Source organism: Mucilaginibacter sp. McL0603 (assembly GCF_049992945.1).
Lineage (GTDB): Bacteria > Bacteroidota > Bacteroidia > Sphingobacteriales > Sphingobacteriaceae > Mucilaginibacter.
The window spans coordinates 4,648,334-4,668,923 of sequence record NZ_CP188251.1 but is presented as its reverse complement, the minus strand read 5'-3'; the positions used below and the strand labels follow the sequence as shown (position 1 = coordinate 4,668,923).

The 20,590-nt window shown below is 40.2% G+C and carries 21 protein-coding genes; 12 read left to right on the top strand and 9 right to left on the bottom strand.

What is annotated here, in order from left to right:
• Window positions 1-28: 28 nt before the first annotated feature.
• The 3 genes from ACPPVU_RS21370 to carA all read right to left on the bottom strand — a co-directional run bounded on the left by ACPPVU_RS21370 (window position 29) and on the right by carA (window position 3,294).
• On the bottom strand, window positions 29-793 hold the full coding sequence (locus ACPPVU_RS21370) for an ABC transporter ATP-binding protein (RefSeq protein ID WP_426668770.1): 765 nt from the start codon (window positions 791-793) through the stop codon (window positions 29-31).
• Between the two features lie 576 nt (window positions 794-1,369).
• A complete protein-coding gene (locus ACPPVU_RS21365) occupies window positions 1,370-2,167 on the bottom strand; it encodes a carbon-nitrogen hydrolase family protein (protein WP_426668769.1) in 798 nt (265 codons plus the stop codon).
• 17 nt (window positions 2,168-2,184) lie between these two features.
• A complete protein-coding gene (carA, locus tag ACPPVU_RS21360; RefSeq protein ID WP_426668768.1) occupies window positions 2,185-3,294 on the bottom strand; it encodes a glutamine-hydrolyzing carbamoyl-phosphate synthase small subunit in 1,110 nt (369 codons plus the stop codon).
• Window positions 3,295-3,774: 480 nt separating this feature from the next.
• Between carA and ACPPVU_RS21355 the strand changes: the two genes are divergently transcribed.
• The 3 genes from ACPPVU_RS21355 (at window position 3,775) to ACPPVU_RS21345 (ending at window position 6,228) form a co-directional block, all read left to right on the top strand.
• Entirely contained in the window at window positions 3,775-4,452 is a 678-nt protein-coding gene (locus ACPPVU_RS21355; protein WP_426668767.1) for an ATP-binding cassette domain-containing protein, read from the top strand.
• Window positions 4,453-4,539: 87 nt separating this feature from the next.
• Complete coding sequence (panB, locus tag ACPPVU_RS21350; RefSeq protein ID WP_426668766.1) at window positions 4,540-5,355, top strand: 3-methyl-2-oxobutanoate hydroxymethyltransferase; 816 nt, start codon at window positions 4,540-4,542, stop codon at window positions 5,353-5,355.
• A 150-nt stretch (window positions 5,356-5,505) separates the two neighbouring features.
• The gene (locus ACPPVU_RS21345; protein WP_426668765.1) at window positions 5,506-6,228 is read left to right on the top strand and encodes an RluA family pseudouridine synthase; all 723 of its coding nucleotides are present in this window, start codon (window positions 5,506-5,508) and stop codon (window positions 6,226-6,228) included.
• A 16-nt stretch (window positions 6,229-6,244) separates the two neighbouring features.
• Here ACPPVU_RS21345 and ACPPVU_RS21340 read toward each other — a convergent pair whose 3' ends face one another.
• From ACPPVU_RS21340 to ACPPVU_RS21320, 5 genes are all read right to left on the bottom strand, one after another.
• Complete coding sequence (locus ACPPVU_RS21340) at window positions 6,245-6,703, bottom strand: type II toxin-antitoxin system VapC family toxin (RefSeq protein WP_426668764.1); 459 nt, start codon at window positions 6,701-6,703, stop codon at window positions 6,245-6,247.
• The gene (locus tag ACPPVU_RS21335; RefSeq protein ID WP_426668763.1) at window positions 6,703-6,921 is read right to left on the bottom strand and encodes a hypothetical protein; all 219 of its coding nucleotides are present in this window, start codon (window positions 6,919-6,921) and stop codon (window positions 6,703-6,705) included. The genes ACPPVU_RS21340 and ACPPVU_RS21335 overlap by 1 nt, the downstream gene beginning before the upstream one ends.
• Window positions 6,922-6,985: 64 nt before the next feature.
• Window positions 6,986-7,855 (bottom strand): alpha/beta fold hydrolase, encoded by an 870-nt coding sequence (locus ACPPVU_RS21330; RefSeq protein WP_426668762.1) that lies wholly within the window; start codon window positions 7,853-7,855, stop codon window positions 6,986-6,988.
• Between the two features lie 129 nt (window positions 7,856-7,984).
• Window positions 7,985-8,974 (bottom strand): 3-dehydro-L-gulonate 2-dehydrogenase, encoded by a 990-nt coding sequence (gene yiaK / locus ACPPVU_RS21325; protein WP_426668761.1) that lies wholly within the window; start codon window positions 8,972-8,974, stop codon window positions 7,985-7,987.
• Between the two features lie 91 nt (window positions 8,975-9,065).
• Window positions 9,066-10,106: an NAD(P)-dependent alcohol dehydrogenase gene (locus ACPPVU_RS21320; RefSeq protein WP_426668760.1), complete on the bottom strand. Its 1,041-nt coding sequence runs from the start codon at window positions 10,104-10,106 to the stop codon at window positions 9,066-9,068.
• A 189-nt stretch (window positions 10,107-10,295) separates the two neighbouring features.
• On the opposite strand from ACPPVU_RS21320, the gene ACPPVU_RS21315 reads away from it, so the two are divergent.
• From ACPPVU_RS21315 to rodA, 9 genes are all read left to right on the top strand, one after another.
• The gene (locus tag ACPPVU_RS21315; protein WP_426668759.1) at window positions 10,296-10,796 is read left to right on the top strand and encodes a hypothetical protein; all 501 of its coding nucleotides are present in this window, start codon (window positions 10,296-10,298) and stop codon (window positions 10,794-10,796) included.
• 213 nt (window positions 10,797-11,009) lie between these two features.
• Complete coding sequence (gene purN / locus ACPPVU_RS21310; protein ID WP_426668758.1) at window positions 11,010-11,588, top strand: phosphoribosylglycinamide formyltransferase; 579 nt, start codon at window positions 11,010-11,012, stop codon at window positions 11,586-11,588.
• Window positions 11,589-11,658: 70 nt separating this feature from the next.
• Window positions 11,659-12,024, top strand: coding sequence for a four helix bundle protein (locus ACPPVU_RS21305; protein WP_426668757.1), 366 nt, complete (start codon window positions 11,659-11,661; stop codon window positions 12,022-12,024).
• A gap of 155 nt (window positions 12,025-12,179) precedes the next feature.
• Window positions 12,180-13,706 (top strand): bifunctional phosphoribosylaminoimidazolecarboxamide formyltransferase/IMP cyclohydrolase, encoded by a 1,527-nt coding sequence (gene purH, locus ACPPVU_RS21300; protein WP_426668756.1) that lies wholly within the window; start codon window positions 12,180-12,182, stop codon window positions 13,704-13,706.
• A 117-nt stretch (window positions 13,707-13,823) separates the two neighbouring features.
• Window positions 13,824-14,846, top strand: a complete 1,023-nt coding sequence (locus ACPPVU_RS21295; RefSeq protein WP_426668755.1) for a rod shape-determining protein — start codon at window positions 13,824-13,826, stop codon at window positions 14,844-14,846.
• A gap of 121 nt (window positions 14,847-14,967) precedes the next feature.
• Window positions 14,968-15,801, top strand: coding sequence for a rod shape-determining protein MreC (gene mreC / locus ACPPVU_RS21290; protein ID WP_426668754.1), 834 nt, complete (start codon window positions 14,968-14,970; stop codon window positions 15,799-15,801).
• Entirely contained in the window at window positions 15,794-16,312 is a 519-nt protein-coding gene (locus tag ACPPVU_RS21285; protein ID WP_426668753.1) for a rod shape-determining protein MreD, read from the top strand. The genes mreC and ACPPVU_RS21285 overlap by 8 nt, the downstream gene beginning before the upstream one ends.
• On the top strand, window positions 16,309-18,303 hold the full coding sequence (mrdA, locus tag ACPPVU_RS21280) for a penicillin-binding protein 2 (protein ID WP_426668752.1): 1,995 nt from the start codon (window positions 16,309-16,311) through the stop codon (window positions 18,301-18,303). Before ACPPVU_RS21285 ends, mrdA begins: the two co-directional genes overlap by 4 nt.
• Window positions 18,296-19,570 (top strand): rod shape-determining protein RodA, encoded by a 1,275-nt coding sequence (gene rodA, locus ACPPVU_RS21275; protein WP_426668751.1) that lies wholly within the window; start codon window positions 18,296-18,298, stop codon window positions 19,568-19,570. The genes mrdA and rodA overlap by 8 nt, the downstream gene beginning before the upstream one ends.
• 15 nt (window positions 19,571-19,585) lie before the next feature.
• On the opposite strand, the gene ACPPVU_RS21270 is transcribed toward rodA, so the two are convergent.
• On the bottom strand, window positions 19,586-20,572 hold the full coding sequence (locus ACPPVU_RS21270; RefSeq protein WP_426668750.1) for a hypothetical protein: 987 nt from the start codon (window positions 20,570-20,572) through the stop codon (window positions 19,586-19,588).
• Window positions 20,573-20,590 lie beyond the last annotated feature (18 nt).

Below are 20,590 nucleotides of genomic sequence, written 5' to 3'. Positions count from 1 at the left end.
TTGCTAACTGCAAACCCGAAACTGCAAACTACTCTTCCCGCCATTCCTTCCCGGTCATGTTGATGAAAACATCTTCCAGATTGGCAAGCTTAACTTGTTTCGGTCGTTCGAAACCGCTTGATACCAGCTTGTCAATAAAATTGTCGGGAGTATCAATGTCTATAATGCGCCCGCCATCAATAAATGCGACACGGTCGCAAAGTACTTCGGCTTCGTCCATATAATGTGTTGTAATTACAACGGTAGTTCCATTATTACGTATCTCACGGATCAGGTCCCAGAGGTTACGGCGCGCCTGCGGGTCGAGGCCTGTAGTAGGTTCATCCAGGAAAATGATACGGGGATCATTAATAAGGGTAGTGGCAATAGAAAAACGCTGCTTTTGTCCACCCGAAAGATCTTTGTATTTGGCCTTGGCCTTATCTGTTAATGCTACTTTTTCGAGCATTTCCATGGGCTTTTTGTCGATACCGTATAAGCCGGAGAACAGTACGATCAATTCTGATAAATTCAGGTTGGGGTAATAGCCTGCCGCTTGTAACTGCACACCGATGCGTTTTTTAATACTGTCGGCATCTTTATCTATAGAGAAGCCATCCACCATGATCTCGCCCGAGGTTTTATCCCGTAGCGTTTCAATGATTTCGAGAGTAGTTGTTTTGCCTGCACCATTCGGGCCGAGTAAGCCGAATATTTCACCCTCGTATACTTCAAAACTGATATCCTTAACGGCTGTAAAATCGCCGTAATTTTTAACCAGGTTTTTTACAGTGATGATCGGTTGTCTTGCCATGCTGTAAAAGTGCAGCAGATTACTGATATTTCAATGAGATTCTCGGTAAATGGCAGAATTTTTACGGTGAAGGGGGATACGTTATACGTGTGACGTTTTACGTATTACGTTTTTGCTATTGAGAAAACTTTTATGCTAACTTAATAGATTAGCAAATGAACGGGTAAATGTCTCCAGTCTTTCGAACAGGAAATTATGAAATTGTACTAATGTTTTCATTGTATACTAATTATGCAAAAAAACAAAACAGGTATTAAGTGGAATACCTGTTTGTGTTAAATAATTGTTTATTTATGTTAAGTTTTATTTTATCAAGTGGCCTATTGAATGTATAACCGCACTGATGTGTTGAGCAGCGTTTGCAGCCAGGTGAATAATGTGGATTAGAAGAATGGTTTTCATGATATTGTTTCGTTTTAATACCACAAATATGTACTCGCCCACAAAAAACCGTTATTGCTTTTAGGCGAACATCGGTAAATTCTCGGTGAATGAGGGGGGCAATTGGATGAATCGGTGAATTTTCCGGGTGCTTTGAGCAGGAAACTTACGAAGTTTTCAAAACTTCGTAAGTTTTTAATAATCAGTATAAAGATCAGCCCTGAACCTTTTGGCTAATAGACCGGTAGCCTTACCAGGATCAATATCTGCAACCAGTACGCCAACTTCAGAATATGGCTGATGCGCTATGCAATTACCCTCAGGATCTATAATAGAAGTGGCTGATTCAGGGTATTTCATGGTATAATTGCAGCTTGCAAAGTAAATGGTGTTTTCTATCGCCCGCATCATGATGGCCTTTTCGTAATAAGGACTGTCCTTATGCCCCCATTCAGTAAGCTTTTTACCTTCGGTATCGCTACCTGTGCAGTGTGGGTGGAATACAATTTTAGCATCCCTGCGGGCGGCCCATCTTACCGATTCGGGATACCGGAAGCCTTCGTGGCAAATAGTGATACCAAACTTAATCCCATTTACTTCAAATATACTTCTCTCGGTACCGGGGATAAATAGCTCGTCTTCAGTTGGGGGGGATAACTGGTTTTTGGTTTGACGGCCTAATACTTCACCTGTATTTGAAATTACGTAGGCTACATTTAATACACCATCAGGATGGTCCCAATCCATTGGTAAAATAACTGCGATGGAATTTTCTTTTGCCATTGTGCAAACCTTTTGCAATGCAGCTTCCAATTTTTGAGGAGAATGCACCTCAACCTCAAATCCCATCCCACGCAAACCGGGGATATAGGATTCGGGAAAGCAGACGATCTCCGCCTTTTGAGCCGCGGCTTCCTTTAGCAATTTCTCAAACCAGTATAAACCATCTTCTATTGATTTTGGAAACGGGGGCGAGGCTAAAGCTATTTTCATAACGGAACCTTGAAAACTTAATTCTTTTGCATCATCTTCACAAAGTCATCAAACAGATACCTTGAGTCGTGCGGACCTGGTGATGATTCCGGGTGATATTGTACTGAAAATGCTTTTTTACCTTTTACGCGGATACCTTCGATTGATTTATCATTCAGGTTGACGTGAGTGATCTCTACTTTGTCAGATGCTCTTACTGCTTCCGGCACCACACCAAAACCATGATTTTGAGAAGTTACCTCGCAATGGTCGATGATCACATTTTTTACCGGGTGATTTAACCCGCGGTGACCATTGAACATTTTTATAGTAGGGATATCGTTGGCCAGTGCCAGTAACTGATGACCCAGACAAATGCCAAACATCGGCTTATTTGCTTTCAAAATATCTTTTACAGTTTCAACCGCATAAGGCATAGCCGAAGGATCACCAGGGCCGTTTGAGATGAAGTAACCATTCGGCGCAAAATCCTTTTCCATTTCTGCAAAAGAGGTTTTGGCTGGATAAACTTTAGCATATACGTCCCTGTCGTGGAAATTGCGGAGGATATTTTTCTTTACACCAAGGTCAAGCACTGCTACACGGTAGGTCGCATTTTCTTCTCCGAAAGTATAAGTCTCGGTAGTAGAAACCTTTGATGAAAGCTCCAGTCCATCCATAGAAGGAACCTGGTCCAGTTGCTTTTTCAAAGCATCAATATCTAATATCTCGGATGAAATGATCGCATTCATCGCACCTTTGTCGCGAATATGCCTTACCAGCTGACGGGTATCGATATCAGAAATAGATACGATGTTTTGCTCCTGGAAATAATCCTGTATAGATTCTTGTGCCTGTTTGCGGGTATAATAGATGTTATAGTTTTTACAAACCAAACCGGCTATCTGTATATTTCCTGATTCAACTTCTTCTTTAGCAATACCGTAATTACCGATATGCGCATTAGTGGTTACCATGATCTGCCCGAAATAGGATGGATCAGTAAAAATTTCCTGGTAGCCGGTCATCCCGGTATTAAAACAGATCTCGCCGGTAGTTGTTCCTATCTTTCCGGCAGCTTTGCCATAAAATACAGTTCCATCAGCCAGTAATAATACTGCGGGTAACTTGGTGAAGTTGGTGATCATAACAATAAAAAAATGAATAGTTTATGTGCCGGTTCAACTGGGGTGAAGCTCCGTGAAAACAGTTGAAAGAAGTGTTGCGGGCAACTACCGGATTCACGCCGCAAAAATAGGATTTTATTTCGGAATTAGAAAGTGAGATTTTGGATTTTATAACATTCCAATTGATAAGGAATCGATGTTTCCTGCGTTTATGTAATTAATCTAAAATCACTTAATGTCACGATTGTTTTTTAAGTATTATTTGGATGTCACAAAATACAATGTGGTTTTCTGTATTTTGTTTCTTATCATAACACCCAGCATCGTCGAATTCATTGTGCTTTTTGGAACGGTAGGAGTTGTTGCTTCCTTTATGGCTTATAAGTATTTCCAAAATATCGAATACTACTTTTATATTAATTGTGGTTTGTCAAAAAGGAGCTTGCAGTTGAAAACCTTTATAATTAACCTGGCCGCATCTTCAATTATCCTGATAACAATATGGGGCATACGTTACAGGTAAAATCTATTTCGCACAACTTTGGAGATAGAAATATATTTTCAAATACAAGTATCGAATGCAAGACCGGTGAAGTAATTGGTATTCTTGGCAGAAACGGAACGGGTAAATCAACTCTTTTCAAGATTCTTTTTGGGGCATTAAAGCCGGATAATATTATGCTTCATCTTGATGAACTGTTGATAAGAAAAAGTGCTTCTTTTAATAATTTTATTGGCTATCATCCCCAGGAAATTATGTTACCAAAGGGGTTGAAAGTAAATGATCTAATATCTATTTACATAAGAGATAAAAACAAGCAGGATAGAATATACAGTGCGTATGGAATAGGTAATGTTCAAAATGAACGGGTTAGAAACTTGTCGCTTGGACAACAGCGATATTTGCAATTTCTTTTGGTATTAAACCTTGATCATCATTTTGTTTTGCTGGATGAACCATTCTCGATGGTAGAACCTTTGTATAAAGATCTGATCAAAGAAAAACTTACTGAGTACAAATCACATAAAGGATTTATAATAACAGATCATTATTACCTTGATATTTTAGATGCCTCGGACAGGTTTTATTTAATTAAGGATGAAAAGATCATTCCTTTGTCAGAATCGGAGGACCTGGTTAAGTTTGGGTACCTTTCTAATCAATCTATTATTTATTGATATTAAAGATTTTCATAATTCCGAAATCGAAATCCCGAAATCCGAAATAATAAAATTCTACCTTTGTTCTCCATAAAAACCACCAGCATGTCTGTAAATAAAGAGATCAAAAGAGTTACCACCCACATTTTGCAGGAAATGAAAAATCATGGCGAGAAGATAGCCATGCTTACCGCTTATGATTATTCTATGGCTGCTATTGTTGATGCGGCCGGTATGGATATTATTTTAGTGGGCGACTCAGCCTCCAACGTAATGGCCGGGCACGAGACCACTTTGCCGATCACATTAGACCAGATGATCTATCATGCTTCATCTGTGGTACGGGCTGCAAAAAGAGCGCTGGTTATCGTTGATCTCCCGTTTGGCTCATATCAGGGAAACTCGAAAGAGGCGCTTAACTCTGCCATTCGTATTATGAAAGAAGCCGGTGCGCACGGCGTAAAAATAGAAGGTGGTGTTGAAATAGCCGAATCAGTAACACGCATACTTACAGCAGGCATCCCGGTAATGGGACATTTGGGATTAACACCGCAGTCTATCTACAAATTTGGCACTTATACTGTAAGGGCGAAGGAAGAAGCCGAAGCACAAAAATTACGTGAAGATGCTTTGAAACTACAGGAACTGGGCTGTTTTGGCATTGTATTGGAGAAGATACCCGCACAGTTAGCAAAAGAAGTTACGGAAAGTGTGCACATACCTATTATAGGTATAGGGGCTGGTCGTCATTGCGACGGACAAGTTTTGGTACTGCATGACGTACTGGGTATTAATAAGGAGTTTAAGCCAAGGTTTTTGAGGCAATATGCCAACCTATATGATGTAATGAACGATGCCATTAAAAACTATATAGGCGATGTGAAGTCGAAAGATTTCCCGAATGAGAAAGAACAGTATTGATGTGCAGATGTGCGGATATGCAGATGTGAAAATGATAATTTGTTCATGGTTGGTGGTTGATGGTTCATGGGCGGGAAGTGTTTAGTCAACTGCAAACCCGAAACTGTAAACTTTTGCTATGAACTATGAACCACCAACTATGAACAACTGATGGGCAAAGTCAATATTAAATATGTTAGCCAGGAAATAACCGATAAGGATATTCTTTTCGAGGATAATCACCTGATCGCAGTGAATAAACGTGCGGGTGATATTGTGCAGGTGGATGATACAGGGGATGAGTCGCTGGATGAGAAAGTAAAGAAATATATCGCCAAAAAATATGATAAACCCAACGGCGCTTTTTTAGGGGTGGTCCACCGTTTGGACAGACCAGTAAGCGGTGTTATCTTGTTTGCCAAAACCAGTAAAGGGCTCGACCGTATGAACCAGCTTTTTAAAGGCCGGGAAATACAAAAGACCTATTATGCTGTAGTGCGCAAACGCCCCGAACCATCAGAAGGCAATTTGATACACTGGCTGGTGAAAAATCCACAGAAAAATGTGACTAAAGCGCATGATCATGAAGTGCCGGGCAGTCAAAGATCAGAATTGAATTACAAATTAGCAGGTGAACTGGAAGGGTATTATTTAATAGAAGTTAACCCCATTACAGGTCGCCCGCACCAAATACGGGTGCAATTATCCACCCTGGGTACGCCGATAGTGGGAGACAATAAATATGGCTATCCCCGTGGAAGCCTGAAAAACAGTATCTGCCTCCATGCCCGCAGGCTACGTTTTATTCATCCTATCAAAAAAGAGCCTGTTGAAATTGTGGCGCCTTTGCCTAAAGATGGTTTTTGGGAAAAGTTTGAGGGATTGATAGAATAAAGATGGAGGTTTTCTCTCAGAAGAAGGGGAGAAACTCTGTCGATTTTATCTTTTTAATCTCAAAAAATATATTGTGGAGGTGATCAAAATCAGCATCTGTGGTTATAAACCTTAGGCCTAATAAGGCTGAAAGCGAAGCAATCCATAAATCATTCTTTCCCATATTACGTGGGGTGTCAAAAGGGTATTTGTCAAAGCTTTTATTTGATCGTTGTGAGTATGCGTCAATTTCGGCATAAATATTCACAGACGCTTGATTGATCTCAACTATATTGACCTGATCTAAAAAGACATCAAGCAAATGAAGTCTGTTTGTCCCCCATTTTTTCCGAAGTGCTAATGATTTAATTTCAGCTTCTGAAACAATTGAAAGATATATCGGTGAATTATCTGGATTAATAAAATTTATAATTCCTGTGAAATCCTTTGCCCTAATAATATGCAGAATGATATTAGTATCCAGTAAAAGATTCATTATTTGTCATTATCAAGCTCGGAAACTAAGTTGTCCCACTCTTCTTTCGTAAAAGCCTCTGCGACAGGAGTATTTTCCAGAGCTTTGATTAGGTTTAAATTGTTTTTATTTGTTTTGTGACCGAAAGCAGTGGCACCACCAGCAGCTAATATCTCTTCTGGAGAATACGCCCGGTGAGTTTTAAACGAACCCTCATTGGCAGAAATATTTGATTTCATTGCTTTCGTCCTTTTTCTTTATCAAAGATAAAAATAATTCCATCTATTTTTAATAGCTAATTTATTACTTCTTTAACAATGCTTTCGCAATTTTATCAAAATGCCCACATAAAACAGACATATGCCCATCATATGGAAAAGTAACCAATTTGGCTTTAGGTATCCGCGGAACCATCCATTCGATTACTTCAATGGGTACGGTATTATCTTCCTTGCCATGAAAAAATGTGATCGGGAATTTTATATCTTCTAAATTAAATCCTAACGGACGGATAGGGAGCCGCACATCCATCGCTACGCCCTTCACGTCACGAAAAGTTTCATCGATACCTTTTTTTGATAATGTTAGCCTGTCATTTTGCTTAAAGACCTCGAAGTCGGCTTTGGGCATATTTTTTTCTGCACGGGCCATAATGTCCTCATCCGGCATTTCCCTGTATTTTCTCATCCTCTTAAGCATAAGAGGCAGTAAGATGGGAAATTTGTCGGCCACCTTCCAAAAAATGCGATGCTTTAAATCAAGGTTGTTTTTTACCTCTGGCTGGTTCATTTGCCCGGCGCCAGAGACAATTACAGCGGATGTTAGCCGCTCAGGTATTTTTAAAGCGCAAGCTAACGTATATGGCGCACCACCAGAATAGCCAAGTATGGCAAACTTATCCAGTTTTAAGTGGTCGGCAAGTGCAAGTGTATCTTGTGTCCAGGTTATAAAAGTGCGATTTTTATGAACATCTGACCGACCCATGCCAGGCCTGCTGGGCGATATCACCCTGATATTATGCTTCATAAATGCTTCTGCACCTATCATCAAAGGCTCAAGACAAGAGGATGGAGTGCCATGGAAATACATAACCGGATAGCCATCTTTTTTCCCGTACTCTATAAAGCTTAGTTTACGTCCATCCGGTAGGGCGAGAGATTGATATGCTACCATAAAGGCTAAAGGTAGGTTTTTGGGCGGAATTATTATCCGGATTCTGTTAAGTCAATAGTCCTTAGTAGTAAGTCATAAGTCAGATTTTGTCCATTTTTTGACTTAGAACTTAAGACTCCCGACTCAAGACTATAGCTGGGTTACCTTCGCCCATATCTTTTCGTCTACCCAAACGCCTTCTTTCAAGCTTTTTTCCCTCGTTCTTAAGGTGTTTTCTCCGGGATAAAGTATTTCTTTTCCCTCACCTTCGGGCCTGCTGCTTTTGGTATAGTCGAGGATGGTTTCAATGATCATCTCAGTCCTTACACCCGCATTAGGTTTTATACAAATGAAAACCTGCGATACCCCTGATTCTGATCCACCATCGGTAACATCTGCTGTTGATCGCCCCTGGCTCAGAACCGTTGCTAACAGATCCAGTACTAATGACAGTCCTGAACCTTTCCAGAAGCCAATCGGTAAGGGCCGTAGTGATTCAATAATGGCAGCCGGGTCAGTAGTCAGATTACCATCTTTATCATACCCGCCGGGCAAAGGCAGTTGCTCATTTTTTGATTTATAAAGATTTAGCTTTCCGAATGAGTATTGCGAAATGGCCATATCCAATACCACGTGTCCGTCCTTACGGGGTACAGCTATAATTAAAGGATTATTGCCTAACCGTGCATCGATACCACCCCATGGCGGCATATTGGCAATGGTATTAGTAAAACAAATGCCTATCATACCCGCTTCCGCAGCCTGCCAGCCGTAAGTACCGCCACGCATCCAATGGTTAGTGTTTTTAATGGCTACGCAGCCTATTCCATTTTCGTTTGCCAGATTGATGGCCCTGTCCATGCAGAAAGTAGCATTTAGTGTACCTGCACCAAGATGCCCGTCCCATTGTTCAATAGCACCGAAACCGCCTTCTTTTGTAGGCCTTACATTAGGAATGATAAGCCCATCCTTTACATACTGAACAAAAGTTGGGAAACGGTTAAGTCCATGCGTATATACACCATCACGACTGTTCTCAGCAAAAATGGTAGCACTTTGCTCGGCATCACCTTCCTCAAAATTGAGAGACAGCAAAACCCGCTTAAATTCAGATTTTAGTTTTTCAAAAGGAATAAGCATAGTTGATTGGTTGAATAAGTTGATTGAGTTAGATTAAGTTGAATAGTTAACCAAATCAACCATTCAACTTAATCTAACCTAATCAACTAAATTACAAACTCGCCATATCAATCACAAAGCGGTAACGCACATCACCTTTGATCATACGTTCGTAAGCTTCGTTAATATAGTCAATATTAATCACTTCAACATCGGAAGTAATGCCGTGCTCGGCGCAATAATCCAGCATTTCCTGGGTTTCTTTGATACCGCCTATTAACGAACCTGCAATCCTTCTGCGTTTCATAATAAGGTTAAATGCAGCCACTTGCGGTGCTTCCGGCGGAACACCCACTAATACCATGGTACCGTCCAGTTTCAATAATGGCAGGTAATCATTGTACTCATGCTGAGCCGAAATGGTATTAATGATAAAATCTAATGTGCCTGCAGTTGCTTTCATTTGTTCAGCATCTTTAGTCACCAAAAAATGATGGGCGCCTAATTTTTCAGCATCGGCTTTTTTAGATGGAGAGGTACTTAATACCGTTACTTCTGCACCTTTTGAAGCTGCCAATTTTACAGCCATGTGGCCAAGTCCGCCTAAACCTACAACACCTACTTTATGGCCCTTGCCCATTTTCCATTCCATAATGGGTGAATAGGTAGTAATGCCTGCGCAAAGCAATGGCGCAACACCTGCAAGCGGTAATTTATCCGAAATATGCAGTGTATAATTTTCATCAACAATGATCTGGTTTGAGTAACCGCCGTAAGTAGGGCTACCTCCTTTATCGAGTGAGTTGTAAGTGCCAATCATGCCTACATCGCAATATTGCTCCAATCCTGCCAGGCAACTTGGGCAGTGACGGCATGAATCAACAAAACAGCCAATTCCTGCTGTTTCGCCTACTTTGAATTTAGTTACATGGTCACCAACTTTGGTGATCTTGCCAACGATCTCGTGTCCGGGTACCATCGGGAAAATAGAGCCTCCCCATTCGTCGCGCACCTGGTGAATATCAGAGTGACAAACACCGCAATATTGTATCTCTATTTGTACATCATGAGGGCCAACCTCGCGACGCTCAAATTTAAAGGGCTCCAAAGGGACTTTCGCTTTTGGTGCCGCATAGCCTTTTGCTGCTATCATAAGTTTTAGTTTTGATTAAATGTGTGGCAAACTTAATAACATAGCTACGGATTTTTTGTAATTATAAAACCATATTAATTTTTTTCAAAAGCTAATTCAGGCTCATAAACTAAATGGTAATTTTTATAGTTATATATTCGTCGACTGGCACCCTTTAGCGGGGATTTTTTATTTTTGTAGCCAAATCAAATGAAATTTAAATTTCCATTATTCTTTCTTTGTTGTTTTGTAGCTATTGGCTTGACAAGTAATTCATGCAAAAAAAGCGAACAGGATTATCTGCAAACGCTTATTACTAATGGTAACTGGCAGCTTTCTTCTGTATGGGTAACTCATTACACCGGTGCCGTCCCTGATTCTACAGATACACTCAATACCAACTGTGATTCAATCCAGCTTTTTAAGTTTAACATGGATAATACATGCACCTATACCAATTTTGATTGTATCGCACAAAAATCAAGCGGGCATTGGTCATTTACTTCGGATAAACTTTTTTTTAATTCTGATATGGTTTGCCAGGATTCCACCAGTTCTACAAAAAAATCTATGCCATTTCAGACTGCTAAAATCATGAACCTGGGACAATATTCATTAGTGTTGCAAACAGGCGATTTGGAAACTTTTTATTCTCCAACACAGAAGCGTAATGTTACACAATATGGATTTGTTCGTCAAAAAACTCAATGATGTGTTGTTTAGAGACATCAAAATTTTATATTTGAGTCGTTCTATCTGTGTGTGAACGTTTTGTATTACTTTGCGTATAGTATTAAGGATACCCGAGTGAACAAAAGGCGGTTAAATAGGTTATCGCTATAATTAAAAAAAGGATAAACATTGTGTGTAGAATTGAACAAAGTTCAATAACCTTATCACCGCTAAAAAAAACAACATATTCTAATGAAAAAGAGGATTGCTATTTTTGCTTCCGGTTCTGGTTCAAATGCTCAGAAAATAATGGAGCATTTTAAACGCAGCTCCGAAGCCGAGGTTGTACTGATACTAACTAACAATCCGCAAGCCTACGTGTTGCAGCGTGCCGACAATTTCGAGGTCCCATCGCACATATTCACACGTAATGAGTTTTATAATTCCGACGATGTAATTAAGCTACTGAAAAACCTGCAGGTCGACCTCATCGTACTGGCTGGTTTTTTATGGCTGGTACCACCATCATTGCTCAAAGCCTTTCCCAATAAAATAATCAACCTGCACCCCGCACTATTACCCAAATATGGTGGTAAAGGCATGTACGGCGACCACGTGCACCGAGCCGTTCTGGATGCTAAAGAAGAAGAATCAGGTATTACTATTCATTTCGTAGACGAGAAATTTGACGAGGGCGAGATATTGCACCAGTCGCGCTTCAAAATAGAGCCCGATGATAATTTGGAAATGATCAAATTCAAAGGCCAACAGTTGGAGCATCAACATTTCCCAAGGGTGATTGAGAGTTTGCTGCGTAAAATGAAAAGTTGATTATAGAGATCAGAGGTCAGTTGATTAGAGATTAGTTAGATATCACTAAATAAAATTGTATAAAAAATAAATGGCGTCATTTACTGAGCTTGAGGTTTGGAAAAAATCACGAATATTAAGAAATACGATAACTGAGTTAGTTAAATCATTTCCTATCGAAGAGAAATACCGGTTAACAGACCAAATTATTCGATCATCCAGATCCATAGGAAACAATATTGCTGAAGGTCACAGTAGGTTTCATTATCTTGATGCATCCAAATTCTTAATCAACGCAAGGGGTTCCGCAGGTGAAACAATAGATCACCTAATTGTTGCATTTGATAATAATTATATCGATAGTCAGACACTTGAAAATCTAAAAAGAGATTGTGAGGAGTGTATGAAAATGATAAATGGTTATATAAGTTATTTAAGAAAGCAGGCTAATAATTAATAACGAATTTGAGCTTGTGGTTCAATAAATACAATCTTCAGCTTCAAAATTGTAATTAACTAATCACTAATCTATAAAGCGAAAAAAAACTAACCTCTACCCTCTAATCTCTAATCCCAAATCACTACCTTTGCGGCTTTAAAAATAACGTGTAGATGAGCCATCCTGTTCAAATAAAAAATGCTTTAATTTCAGTTTACTATAAAGACAATCTAGAACCTATCATCCATGAGCTGAAACGCCTTGGAGTAAAAATATATTCAACCGGAGGAACGGAAACTTTTATCCGCAATTTAGGTGCTGATGTAATAGCTGTCGAAGATCTGACTTCATATCCTTCCATCCTTGGCGGTCGTGTAAAAACATTACATCCCAAAGTGTTTGGTGGTATTCTGGCAAGAAGAAATTTCGAGAGCGATGAGCAGCAATTGGCACAATATGAGATCCCTGAAATTGACCTGGTAATTGTTGATCTTTATCCTTTCGAAGAAACTGTAAAATCAGGTGCCGGACAGGATGATGTGATTGAAAAGATCGATATCGGTGGTATTTCACTAATCCGTGCAGCAGCCAAAAACTTTAAAGATGTAGTGATCCTTGCTTCAAAGGACGATTATTTGGAACTGGGCGAGATTTTGAAAACCCAAAATGGCACAACAAGCATTGATCAGCGCCGGTCATTTGCTCAAAAAGCATTTAATATTACTTCAGACTACGACACTGCAATATTTGAATATTTTAACCAGGACGAGCAGCTTCCTGTATTTAAGCAAAGTATTCAAAAAAGCCAGGTTTTACGTTATGGCGAAAACCCGCATCAGCAAGGTGTTTTTTATGGCAACCTGGATGCTATGTTCACAAAATTGCATGGTAAAGAACTTTCCTATAATAACCTTGTAGATGTCGATGCAGCGGTAGCCTTGATCGACGAATTTACTGAGCCTACCATCGCTATCTTAAAACATACCAATGCCTGCGGAATAGCAAGCCGTTCGTTTATAAAAGAAGCCTGGATTGATGCTTTGGCATGCGACCCGGTATCAGCTTTTGGAGGCGTAATTATCTCTAACGAGGAGATCGATGCAGATACAGCCAGGGAGATTAACAAGATATTTTTCGAAGTGCTTATAGCACCGGCTTATACGGATGAAGCTGTTCAGGTATTCAAAGAGAAAAAGAACCGTATTATTTTGATACGCCAGCCGGTTGAATTGCCTATAAAGCAATTTAAAACTTTGTTGAATGGCGTGATCGAACAGGATAAAGACCTGGTAATAGAAGGGCCAGACCAAATGAGAACTGTTACCGAAAAACAGCCAACCGAACATGAATTGAAAGATTTGTTTTTTGCAAACAAAGTAGTTAAACATACCAAATCAAATACCATCGTATTTGCTAAGAATAATCAGCTGATGGCAAGCGGCGTAGGACAGACCTCAAGGGTTGATTCGCTTAAGCAAGCTATCATTAAAGCCAAAGAGTTTGGGTTCGATCTGAATGGCGCAGTAATGACCTCCGATGCATTTTTTCCGTTCAATGATTGTGTTGAAATTGCAGCCGAAGCAGGCATCACAGCAGTGCTCCAACCAGGCGGTTCCATTAAGGATCAGGACTCGATAGACATGGCCAACAAAAAAGGTATTTCCATGGTAATGACCGGGATACGCCATTTTAAACATTAATTATAAATAAAACGTAATAAGTTGTGTATTTTAACGCTTTTTAAATAACAACTTTTACATTTATTACGTATAATTAATTGCAACTTTATAAATCCTATTTTATTGAAATAAACACCAATGGGTCTATTTAATTTTTTCACACAAGAAATAGCTATCGATTTAGGTACTGCTAATACCCTCATAATACATAATGACAAAGTAGTTGTCGACGAACCATCTATCGTGGCATTTGATCGAACAACAAACAAAGTGATCGCCATTGGACGTCAGGCCATGCAAATGGAGGGTAAGACCCACGAAAATATCCGCACAGTGCGCCCGTTGAAAGATGGTGTTATCGCAGATTTTAACGCTGCAGAACACATGATCCGAGGCATGATAAAAATGATCAACAGCGGTAAGGGCTGGTTCTTCCCGTCCCTGCGTATGGTGATCTGTATCCCATCAGGTATTACCGAAGTAGAAAAACGTGCGGTGCGCGACTCGGCAGAAATTGCAGGAGCAAAAGAAGTTTACCTGATACATGAGCCTATGGCCGCTGCTGTAGGTATCGGGATTGACGTAGAAGAGCCAATGGGAAATATGATCATCGATATCGGTGGTGGTACTACTGAGATCGCGGTTATCGCTTTATCAGGTATCGTGTGCGATCAATCTATCCGTGTTGCGGGTGATAACTTTGATTCAGATATTGTTCAATATATCCGTCGTCAGCATAACATCATGATCGGTGATCGTACTGCCGAGAAAATTAAGATAGAAGTTGGCGCAGCTTTACCTGAGCTTGCTGATCCACCTGCGGATTTTGCAGTACAGGGACGTGACCTGATGACAGGCGTGCCAAAACAGATCATGGTATCTTATACTGAGATAGCGCACTGCCTTGACAAATCAATCTCTAAAATAGAGGAAGCGATATTAAAAGCACTGGAAATTACTCCGCCCGAATTATCTGCGGATATTTACCAAACCGGTATCTATTTAACAGGAGGCGGTGCATTGCTTCGCGGACTTGACAAACGTGTTGCAGCTAAAACTAAACTGCCTGTTCACGTTGCAGAAGATCCTTTGCGTGCTGTAGTTCGCGGAACTGGAACCGCACTTAAAAATATTGGTAATTTTAAATTCTTAATGCAGTAATTAAGACTTGAGATGTTAGATATGAGATTTGAGACAAGGCTAGCTTATATTTAACATAAGGATGTTTTCTTGTAATTAATTATCCCACATCTCAAATCTCATATCTCAAATCTGATACCCGATGCGTAACCTCCTGATATTTATCACTAAGTATAACGCATTCTTTTTATTTCTGATCTTCGAATTCAGTTCGCTTGCTATTTACGTTAAGTACAACTCGTTCCAGAAGGCAAGTTTTATCAATTCAACCAACAAGGTAACGGGTGCTTTATATACCCATGTAAATGAATTGTATGATTACCTGTCCCTGCGCGAAATCAATGATAGCCTGGCTAATGAAAATGCCCGGTTGCGCAACCAGTTAAAGACCTCGTTTTATGTTGATACCCTGGGCAAACGTAAGGTGGATGATACAATATACAAGCAGCAGTATACCTATGTTGTAGCCCAAGTCATCAATAACTCAATAAACCGCAGTAATAATTACATTACGATTGACCGCGGCAGCAGACAGGGTATTGCTAAGGGAATGGGTGTTATTTGCAGCTCTGGCCTGGTAGGAAAGGTTGTTTTTGTGGGTGAACATTTATCCATAGTACAATCCCTGCTTCATAAAGATTCAAGATTTAGTGCCATGCTGGCAAAAAATAAGGAAATAGGATATATTGAGTGGAGCGATGATCTTGACCCACACAAGGGTTATTTAAAAGATGTATCCAATAATGCACAGCCAAAACTTGGGGAACAGGTAGTAACCTCAGAGTACTCTCTTTTCCCGGCAGGGATACCTATAGGCAAAGTGAGTAACCTGCATACCAAAGCAGGTGGTTTTGCTTTGAATATGGAAGTACGGCTCGCAGTAGATTTCAGCAAATTACAATATGTGGATGTAGTGATCAATAAACTGGCTCAAGAGCAGGCGGGATTGGAGGCCCAACAAAAGAAAGATGAGTAGAACGATTCTTGTTAACCTGTTAAGGTTTTTGATACTGGTTTTTTTGCAGGTGTTTTTATTAAAAAATATCACCCTGTACAACCTGTCTACGCCTTATCTGTATATTATGTTTATCCTGTTGCTGCCTTTTGAGATACCTAATGTAATGCTGTTTGCCTTGTCGTTTATTTTAGGACTAACCATTGACTCTTTTTATGATACACCGGGTTTGCATGCAGCTTCATGTGTGTTACTCGCTTTAGTAAGGATATTATTTATAAGCATTACCGTACAAAAAGACGGCTTTGATAACGAACCCGAACCTACCCTCAATGTAATGGGGCTGCGCTGGTTTTTTACTTACGCCTTAATACTCACTCTTGCCCACCATTTTTTCCTGTTTAATCTTGAAGTTTTTCGTTTTTCCGAAATGCCATATACACTAAGCCGCTTTGTGCTGAGTTCTATATTTACAGTATTTTTAATGTTGCTTTCAGGATTTTTATTTTACAGAAAGAAAGAGCGTAAATGAACAGTTTTTTTGAACGACGCTATATTATTGCGGGCACATTTATAACATTGATCCTTATATTGCTGGCGAGGCTGTTCTATATACAGATCATAGATGACAGGTACCTTTTATATGCGCAAGGTAACGTGCTGCGGCGAATTTACCTAAACCCTGCCCGCGGTCCCATTATGGATCGTAACATGAAGGTGTTGGTTCAAAATGAGCCTTTTTATGATGTTATGGTGATACCCAAGCAGGTAAAGCCATTTGATACACTTGAGTTTTGCAGACTATTAGGAATAGATAAAGGCGATTTTGATAAGCGGTTTGAAAAAGCAATCAGATATTCTCCCAATTTATCGTCCGTTTTCGAGAAACAATTATCCGCGCAAACCTATGCAGCTTTCCAGGAACGGTTATCAGAGTTCCCGGGTTTCTTTTCATCCACTAGGTATTTACGTACCTATCCGGATTCCGTTGCTGCGCAATTTTTAGGTTTCATTGGGGAGGTAACCGATCGGGACATGAAGAAGTCGGGCGGTTATTATCATCCCGGGGATTATATAGGCGTTACCGGTGTCGAGAGGTCATATGAAGATGTGCTTCGTGGACGCCGTGGTGTACAAAACTTAATGGTCGATTCACGCAACAGGCCCAAAGGGCATTATGCTAATGGAGCTTATGATACTACTGCCATGGCCGGTGAAAGATTGATATCATCATTAGATAAGCGCATACAAAGGCTTGGTGAAAAGCTAATGCAAAATAAGGTTGGCAGTATCGTAGCCATTGAGCCTTCAACCGGAGAAATACTTTGCTATGTAAGCAGCCCCACTTACAACCCCAATCGTCTGGTGGGACGCGAAAGAGGAAATAATGCTGCTGCATTATACAAAGATCCTTATAAACCATTTTTTATCAGGCCGATACAGGCCTACTATCCTCCGGGCTCATCCTTTAAGCCGCTTAGTGCTTTAATAGCTTTGCAAGAAGGGATCATTACCCCACAAACAACCTATTATTGCCCGGGGTATTATTGGGCAGGTAACCATAAGGTGCCGTGCTTTCACTTGGAAGCGCATGGGCTGGTCAATCTGAGCAGCGCTGTAGCCGAATCTTGTAACGGCTATTTTTCAATGGTATTTGAAAAGCTGATGAATTTTTATGGTGCTAAAAACACTTCAACTACCTTTTCCGGCTGGAGAGATAATGTTTGTAAATTCGGTCTCGGTTCAAGACTTGGATTGGATATGCCAAGCGAGGGAAAAGGGAATGTGCCTACTTCTAAATATTATGATAAGATATATCATCCGGGTGGCTGGCGCTCAAGTACTGTTATTTCGTTAGCTATCGGGCAGGGAGAATTACAAGCAACGCCTTTACAGCTTGCAAATATTGAGTGTACAATTGCCAATCATGGATTTTACTACAAACCTCATTTAATTAAAGCAATTGGAGATAAAGAGGTGATTAGGGCGGAGTATAAGGTGAAAAATAGTGTAGGTATAGACTCAAACTATTTTGAACCGCTTATCGATGGTATGCAGGCTGTGGTTGATCATGGTACGGCTTTCAGATCCAAAATACCCGGCATCGTTATGTGTGGTAAAACTGGTACGGCACAGGTACATGGTGAAGACAACTCAGTCTTTGTGGCATTTGCTCCGCGGGATAATCCAAAGATTGCGATTGCTGTGGTGGTAGAAAATTCAGGAGAAGGTGCAAAGTGGGCAGCGCCTATTGCCAGTTTTATAGTTGAAAAGTATCTGAAGGATAGTATTTCTGTTCGTGAGTCTGGTATTACCACTCAGGAATTTATTAATGCCAACAGACTTCCGGACCTGGATATGTATAACCAACAACCAAAACCTAAGGCATCAGCCAAAGACTCACTTAAGCATGCAAAACCAGATAGCGGTGTTAAAAAAGCAGCTTTAAAACCAGGTCAGCAAAAAAGTAAAAATAAGTATACAGCATCGGCATATCCAATAAAGCGGAGGGAAGATGAATAATAACCAGCAGCAACGCGGCTTCTTTTTCAATGTAGATTGGGCCATTGTATTCGTTTACCTGGCATTATGTACTATTGGTTGGCTAAATATCCATTCGGCAGTATTTGATGAAAGGCATCCCGGTTTTATGGACCTGGATACCAATTATGGTAAGCAGTTTATTTATATTGTTGTAGGAATAGTTACCGGTATTGTCATTCTATTACTCGAAAGTAGATTTTTTAGCACGTTTGCACCTGTATTTTATGGTATAGCTGTTGTATTGCTTGTGGTGGTTTTAGTTGTAGGGCGCAACGTAGGTGGTAACCAGGCCTGGATATCATTGGGTGGTGGTTTCAGATTGCAACCCTCCGAGATAGCCAAATTTGCTACCTGTTTGCTTTTAGCACGATATCTAAGTGGAACAAATGTACGGGTAACCGATCCAAGGTCGTTTTTGATTGCCGGGGCGATCATAGGTTTTCCGATGTTGCTGATCATGCTTCAGCCTGATGCAGGTTCAACACTTGTTTTTAGCTCATTACTGTTTGTTTTGTACCGCGAAGGTATCTCACCTTACTTTTTAATACTTGAAGGGTTATTTATTGCATTATTTGTACTCACATTAAAGCTCAATAATTTAATTTATATAGTCGTAGGGCTTATTGTTCTGGCACTAATAATTGTATTGCTTTTCAGACGTAACAGGAAGGCACTCCCTGTAATAATCACCGGGCTTGCTATATGTATTGCTTTTGTTTTTAGTGTTAATTTTCTTTATACCAAAGTTCTTAAGCCGCACCAGAAGGTACGTATCGATATTGTATTAGGTATTACCAGTGATATTAAAGGAAAAGGTTACAACGTTAACCAATCTAAAATAGCTATTGGTTCGGGTAAGTTTTGGGGAAGGGGTTATATGCAGGGCACACAAACTAAATACTCATTTGTACCCGAGCAAAGTACCGATTTTATTTTTTGTACAGTAGGCGAGGAGTGGGGTTTTGCAGGTGCTACAGTGGTACTGGGCCTGTATCTGTTCCTTGTATTGCGGATCATCAGGATCGCTGAACGACAACGGTCGCCATTTTCGCGTGTATATGCTTATGGTGTTGCCTCAGTTATATTCTTTCACGTAGTGATCAATGTGGGTATGACCATTGGGATCGTGCCTTCCATTGGTATTCCGCTACCACTTATCAGCTATGGAGGTTCGTCATTGCTCAGCTTCACCATTATGCTGTTTGTGCTGATCAAGCTGGATTCAAACCGTATGGGAATAATTTAGATTATAACCTAAAGTTTAAGAATATCGCCTTGTAAGGAGTTTGTAAAATTTGTCGGTTGTAGCTTGTTTACTTTCCCAGTTGTTTTTAACAGCGTAGTTGGTTTTTAGGAATTTGTCAGCCTCATCAAACGAGTTGAAGCGATTTAAAATATCAATTGCTTCGCTGTAAGCCAGGTTATAACCATTAAACAGATCTTTAATATAAAGAAGCTTATCATTCAGAGTGATTGCCTGTTTAAGATCAGTGATAGGCTGGCCATTTACATGTTCAGCTATCCTGCTGCCAGCATTTTTTAGCTGAGCCGATATCCTCTGATTAATAGTAAGAGTTTCTTCCTTCGGTTCCTCTTTCTTATGTTCAACAACCTTAGTTTCTTTTTGCTCAATCGGTTTGATCTCGTTAGCAGATCGTATTAATTCATTTTTCGCTTCAACAACGGGCTTAGGTACTTCTGCTACTACTTCTTCCTCCGGCTCTGATATTTCTTCTTCAAGAGGCTCTTCCGGCTCTTCATCCTCATTCTCCCAATTGGGTATATCATCCAGTGTGAGTTCATGCCTGATTATTTCAGGTTCTGACTGCCTTATATAAGAATAATCTGTACCGGTATCATCGCCCCTCAAATCGATATGCGGTACCGGGTTTTTATTAGTGTCAACAGCCGATGTTTTAGGTTTTACAGGCTCAGCAGGCGTATCAGGTGGTAATGCAGCAATCGGTTGTTCTTTTACAGGCTGAGTTTCCGCAGTAGGTTGTACTTGTTGTACAACTGGCTCAAAATATTTTTCTTCAGTAACAGGTATAAATTTCTGAGGTGGTGTGTTTTGCAAATTGAGCTTCTGCAATACCTCGGAGTGGTCTGCCAGGAAACGGGCATTTGCCACAAAGAGTTCAAGTTCAAGGTCGTTCAGCTCATTTTCATTCTCAACCAAATAATTATACTGATCGTTCAACTCTTTTATAATGATACCGATCTTTTTAAAAACTTCCTGCTGCTTCATAGCGGTATGTTACAAATA

Bases quoted from the DNA above. Each gene is read 5' to 3' on its own strand.
- ACPPVU_RS21370 (WP_426668770.1), bottom strand. From the start codon at position 793: ATGGCAAGACAACCGATCATCACTGTAAAAAACCTGGTTAAAAATTAC.
- ACPPVU_RS21365 (WP_426668769.1), bottom strand. From the start codon at position 2,167: ATGAAAATAGCTTTAGCCTCGCCCCCGTTTCCAAAATCAATAGAAGAT.
- carA (WP_426668768.1), bottom strand. From the start codon at position 3,294: ATGATCACCAACTTCACCAAGTTACCCGCAGTATTATTACTGGCTGAT.
- ACPPVU_RS21355 (WP_426668767.1), top strand. From the start codon at position 3,775: ATGGGGCATACGTTACAGGTAAAATCTATTTCGCACAACTTTGGAGAT.
- panB (WP_426668766.1), top strand. From the start codon at position 4,540: ATGTCTGTAAATAAAGAGATCAAAAGAGTTACCACCCACATTTTGCAG.
- ACPPVU_RS21345 (WP_426668765.1), top strand. From the start codon at position 5,506: ATGGGCAAAGTCAATATTAAATATGTTAGCCAGGAAATAACCGATAAG.
- ACPPVU_RS21340 (WP_426668764.1), bottom strand. From the start codon at position 6,703: ATGAATCTTTTACTGGATACTAATATCATTCTGCATATTATTAGGGCA.
- ACPPVU_RS21335 (WP_426668763.1), bottom strand. From the start codon at position 6,921: ATGAAATCAAATATTTCTGCCAATGAGGGTTCGTTTAAAACTCACCGG.
- ACPPVU_RS21330 (WP_426668762.1), bottom strand. From the start codon at position 7,855: ATGGTAGCATATCAATCTCTCGCCCTACCGGATGGACGTAAACTAAGC.
- yiaK (WP_426668761.1), bottom strand. From the start codon at position 8,974: ATGCTTATTCCTTTTGAAAAACTAAAATCTGAATTTAAGCGGGTTTTG.
- ACPPVU_RS21320 (WP_426668760.1), bottom strand. From the start codon at position 10,106: ATGATAGCAGCAAAAGGCTATGCGGCACCAAAAGCGAAAGTCCCTTTG.
- ACPPVU_RS21315 (WP_426668759.1), top strand. From the start codon at position 10,296: ATGAAATTTAAATTTCCATTATTCTTTCTTTGTTGTTTTGTAGCTATT.
- purN (WP_426668758.1), top strand. From the start codon at position 11,010: ATGAAAAAGAGGATTGCTATTTTTGCTTCCGGTTCTGGTTCAAATGCT.
- ACPPVU_RS21305 (WP_426668757.1), top strand. From the start codon at position 11,659: ATGGCGTCATTTACTGAGCTTGAGGTTTGGAAAAAATCACGAATATTA.
- purH (WP_426668756.1), top strand. From the start codon at position 12,180: ATGAGCCATCCTGTTCAAATAAAAAATGCTTTAATTTCAGTTTACTAT.
- ACPPVU_RS21295 (WP_426668755.1), top strand. From the start codon at position 13,824: ATGGGTCTATTTAATTTTTTCACACAAGAAATAGCTATCGATTTAGGT.
- mreC (WP_426668754.1), top strand. From the start codon at position 14,968: ATGCGTAACCTCCTGATATTTATCACTAAGTATAACGCATTCTTTTTA.
- ACPPVU_RS21285 (WP_426668753.1), top strand. From the start codon at position 15,794: ATGAGTAGAACGATTCTTGTTAACCTGTTAAGGTTTTTGATACTGGTT.
- mrdA (WP_426668752.1), top strand. From the start codon at position 16,309: ATGAACAGTTTTTTTGAACGACGCTATATTATTGCGGGCACATTTATA.
- rodA (WP_426668751.1), top strand. From the start codon at position 18,296: ATGAATAATAACCAGCAGCAACGCGGCTTCTTTTTCAATGTAGATTGG.
- ACPPVU_RS21270 (WP_426668750.1), bottom strand. From the start codon at position 20,572: ATGAAGCAGCAGGAAGTTTTTAAAAAGATCGGTATCATTATAAAAGAG.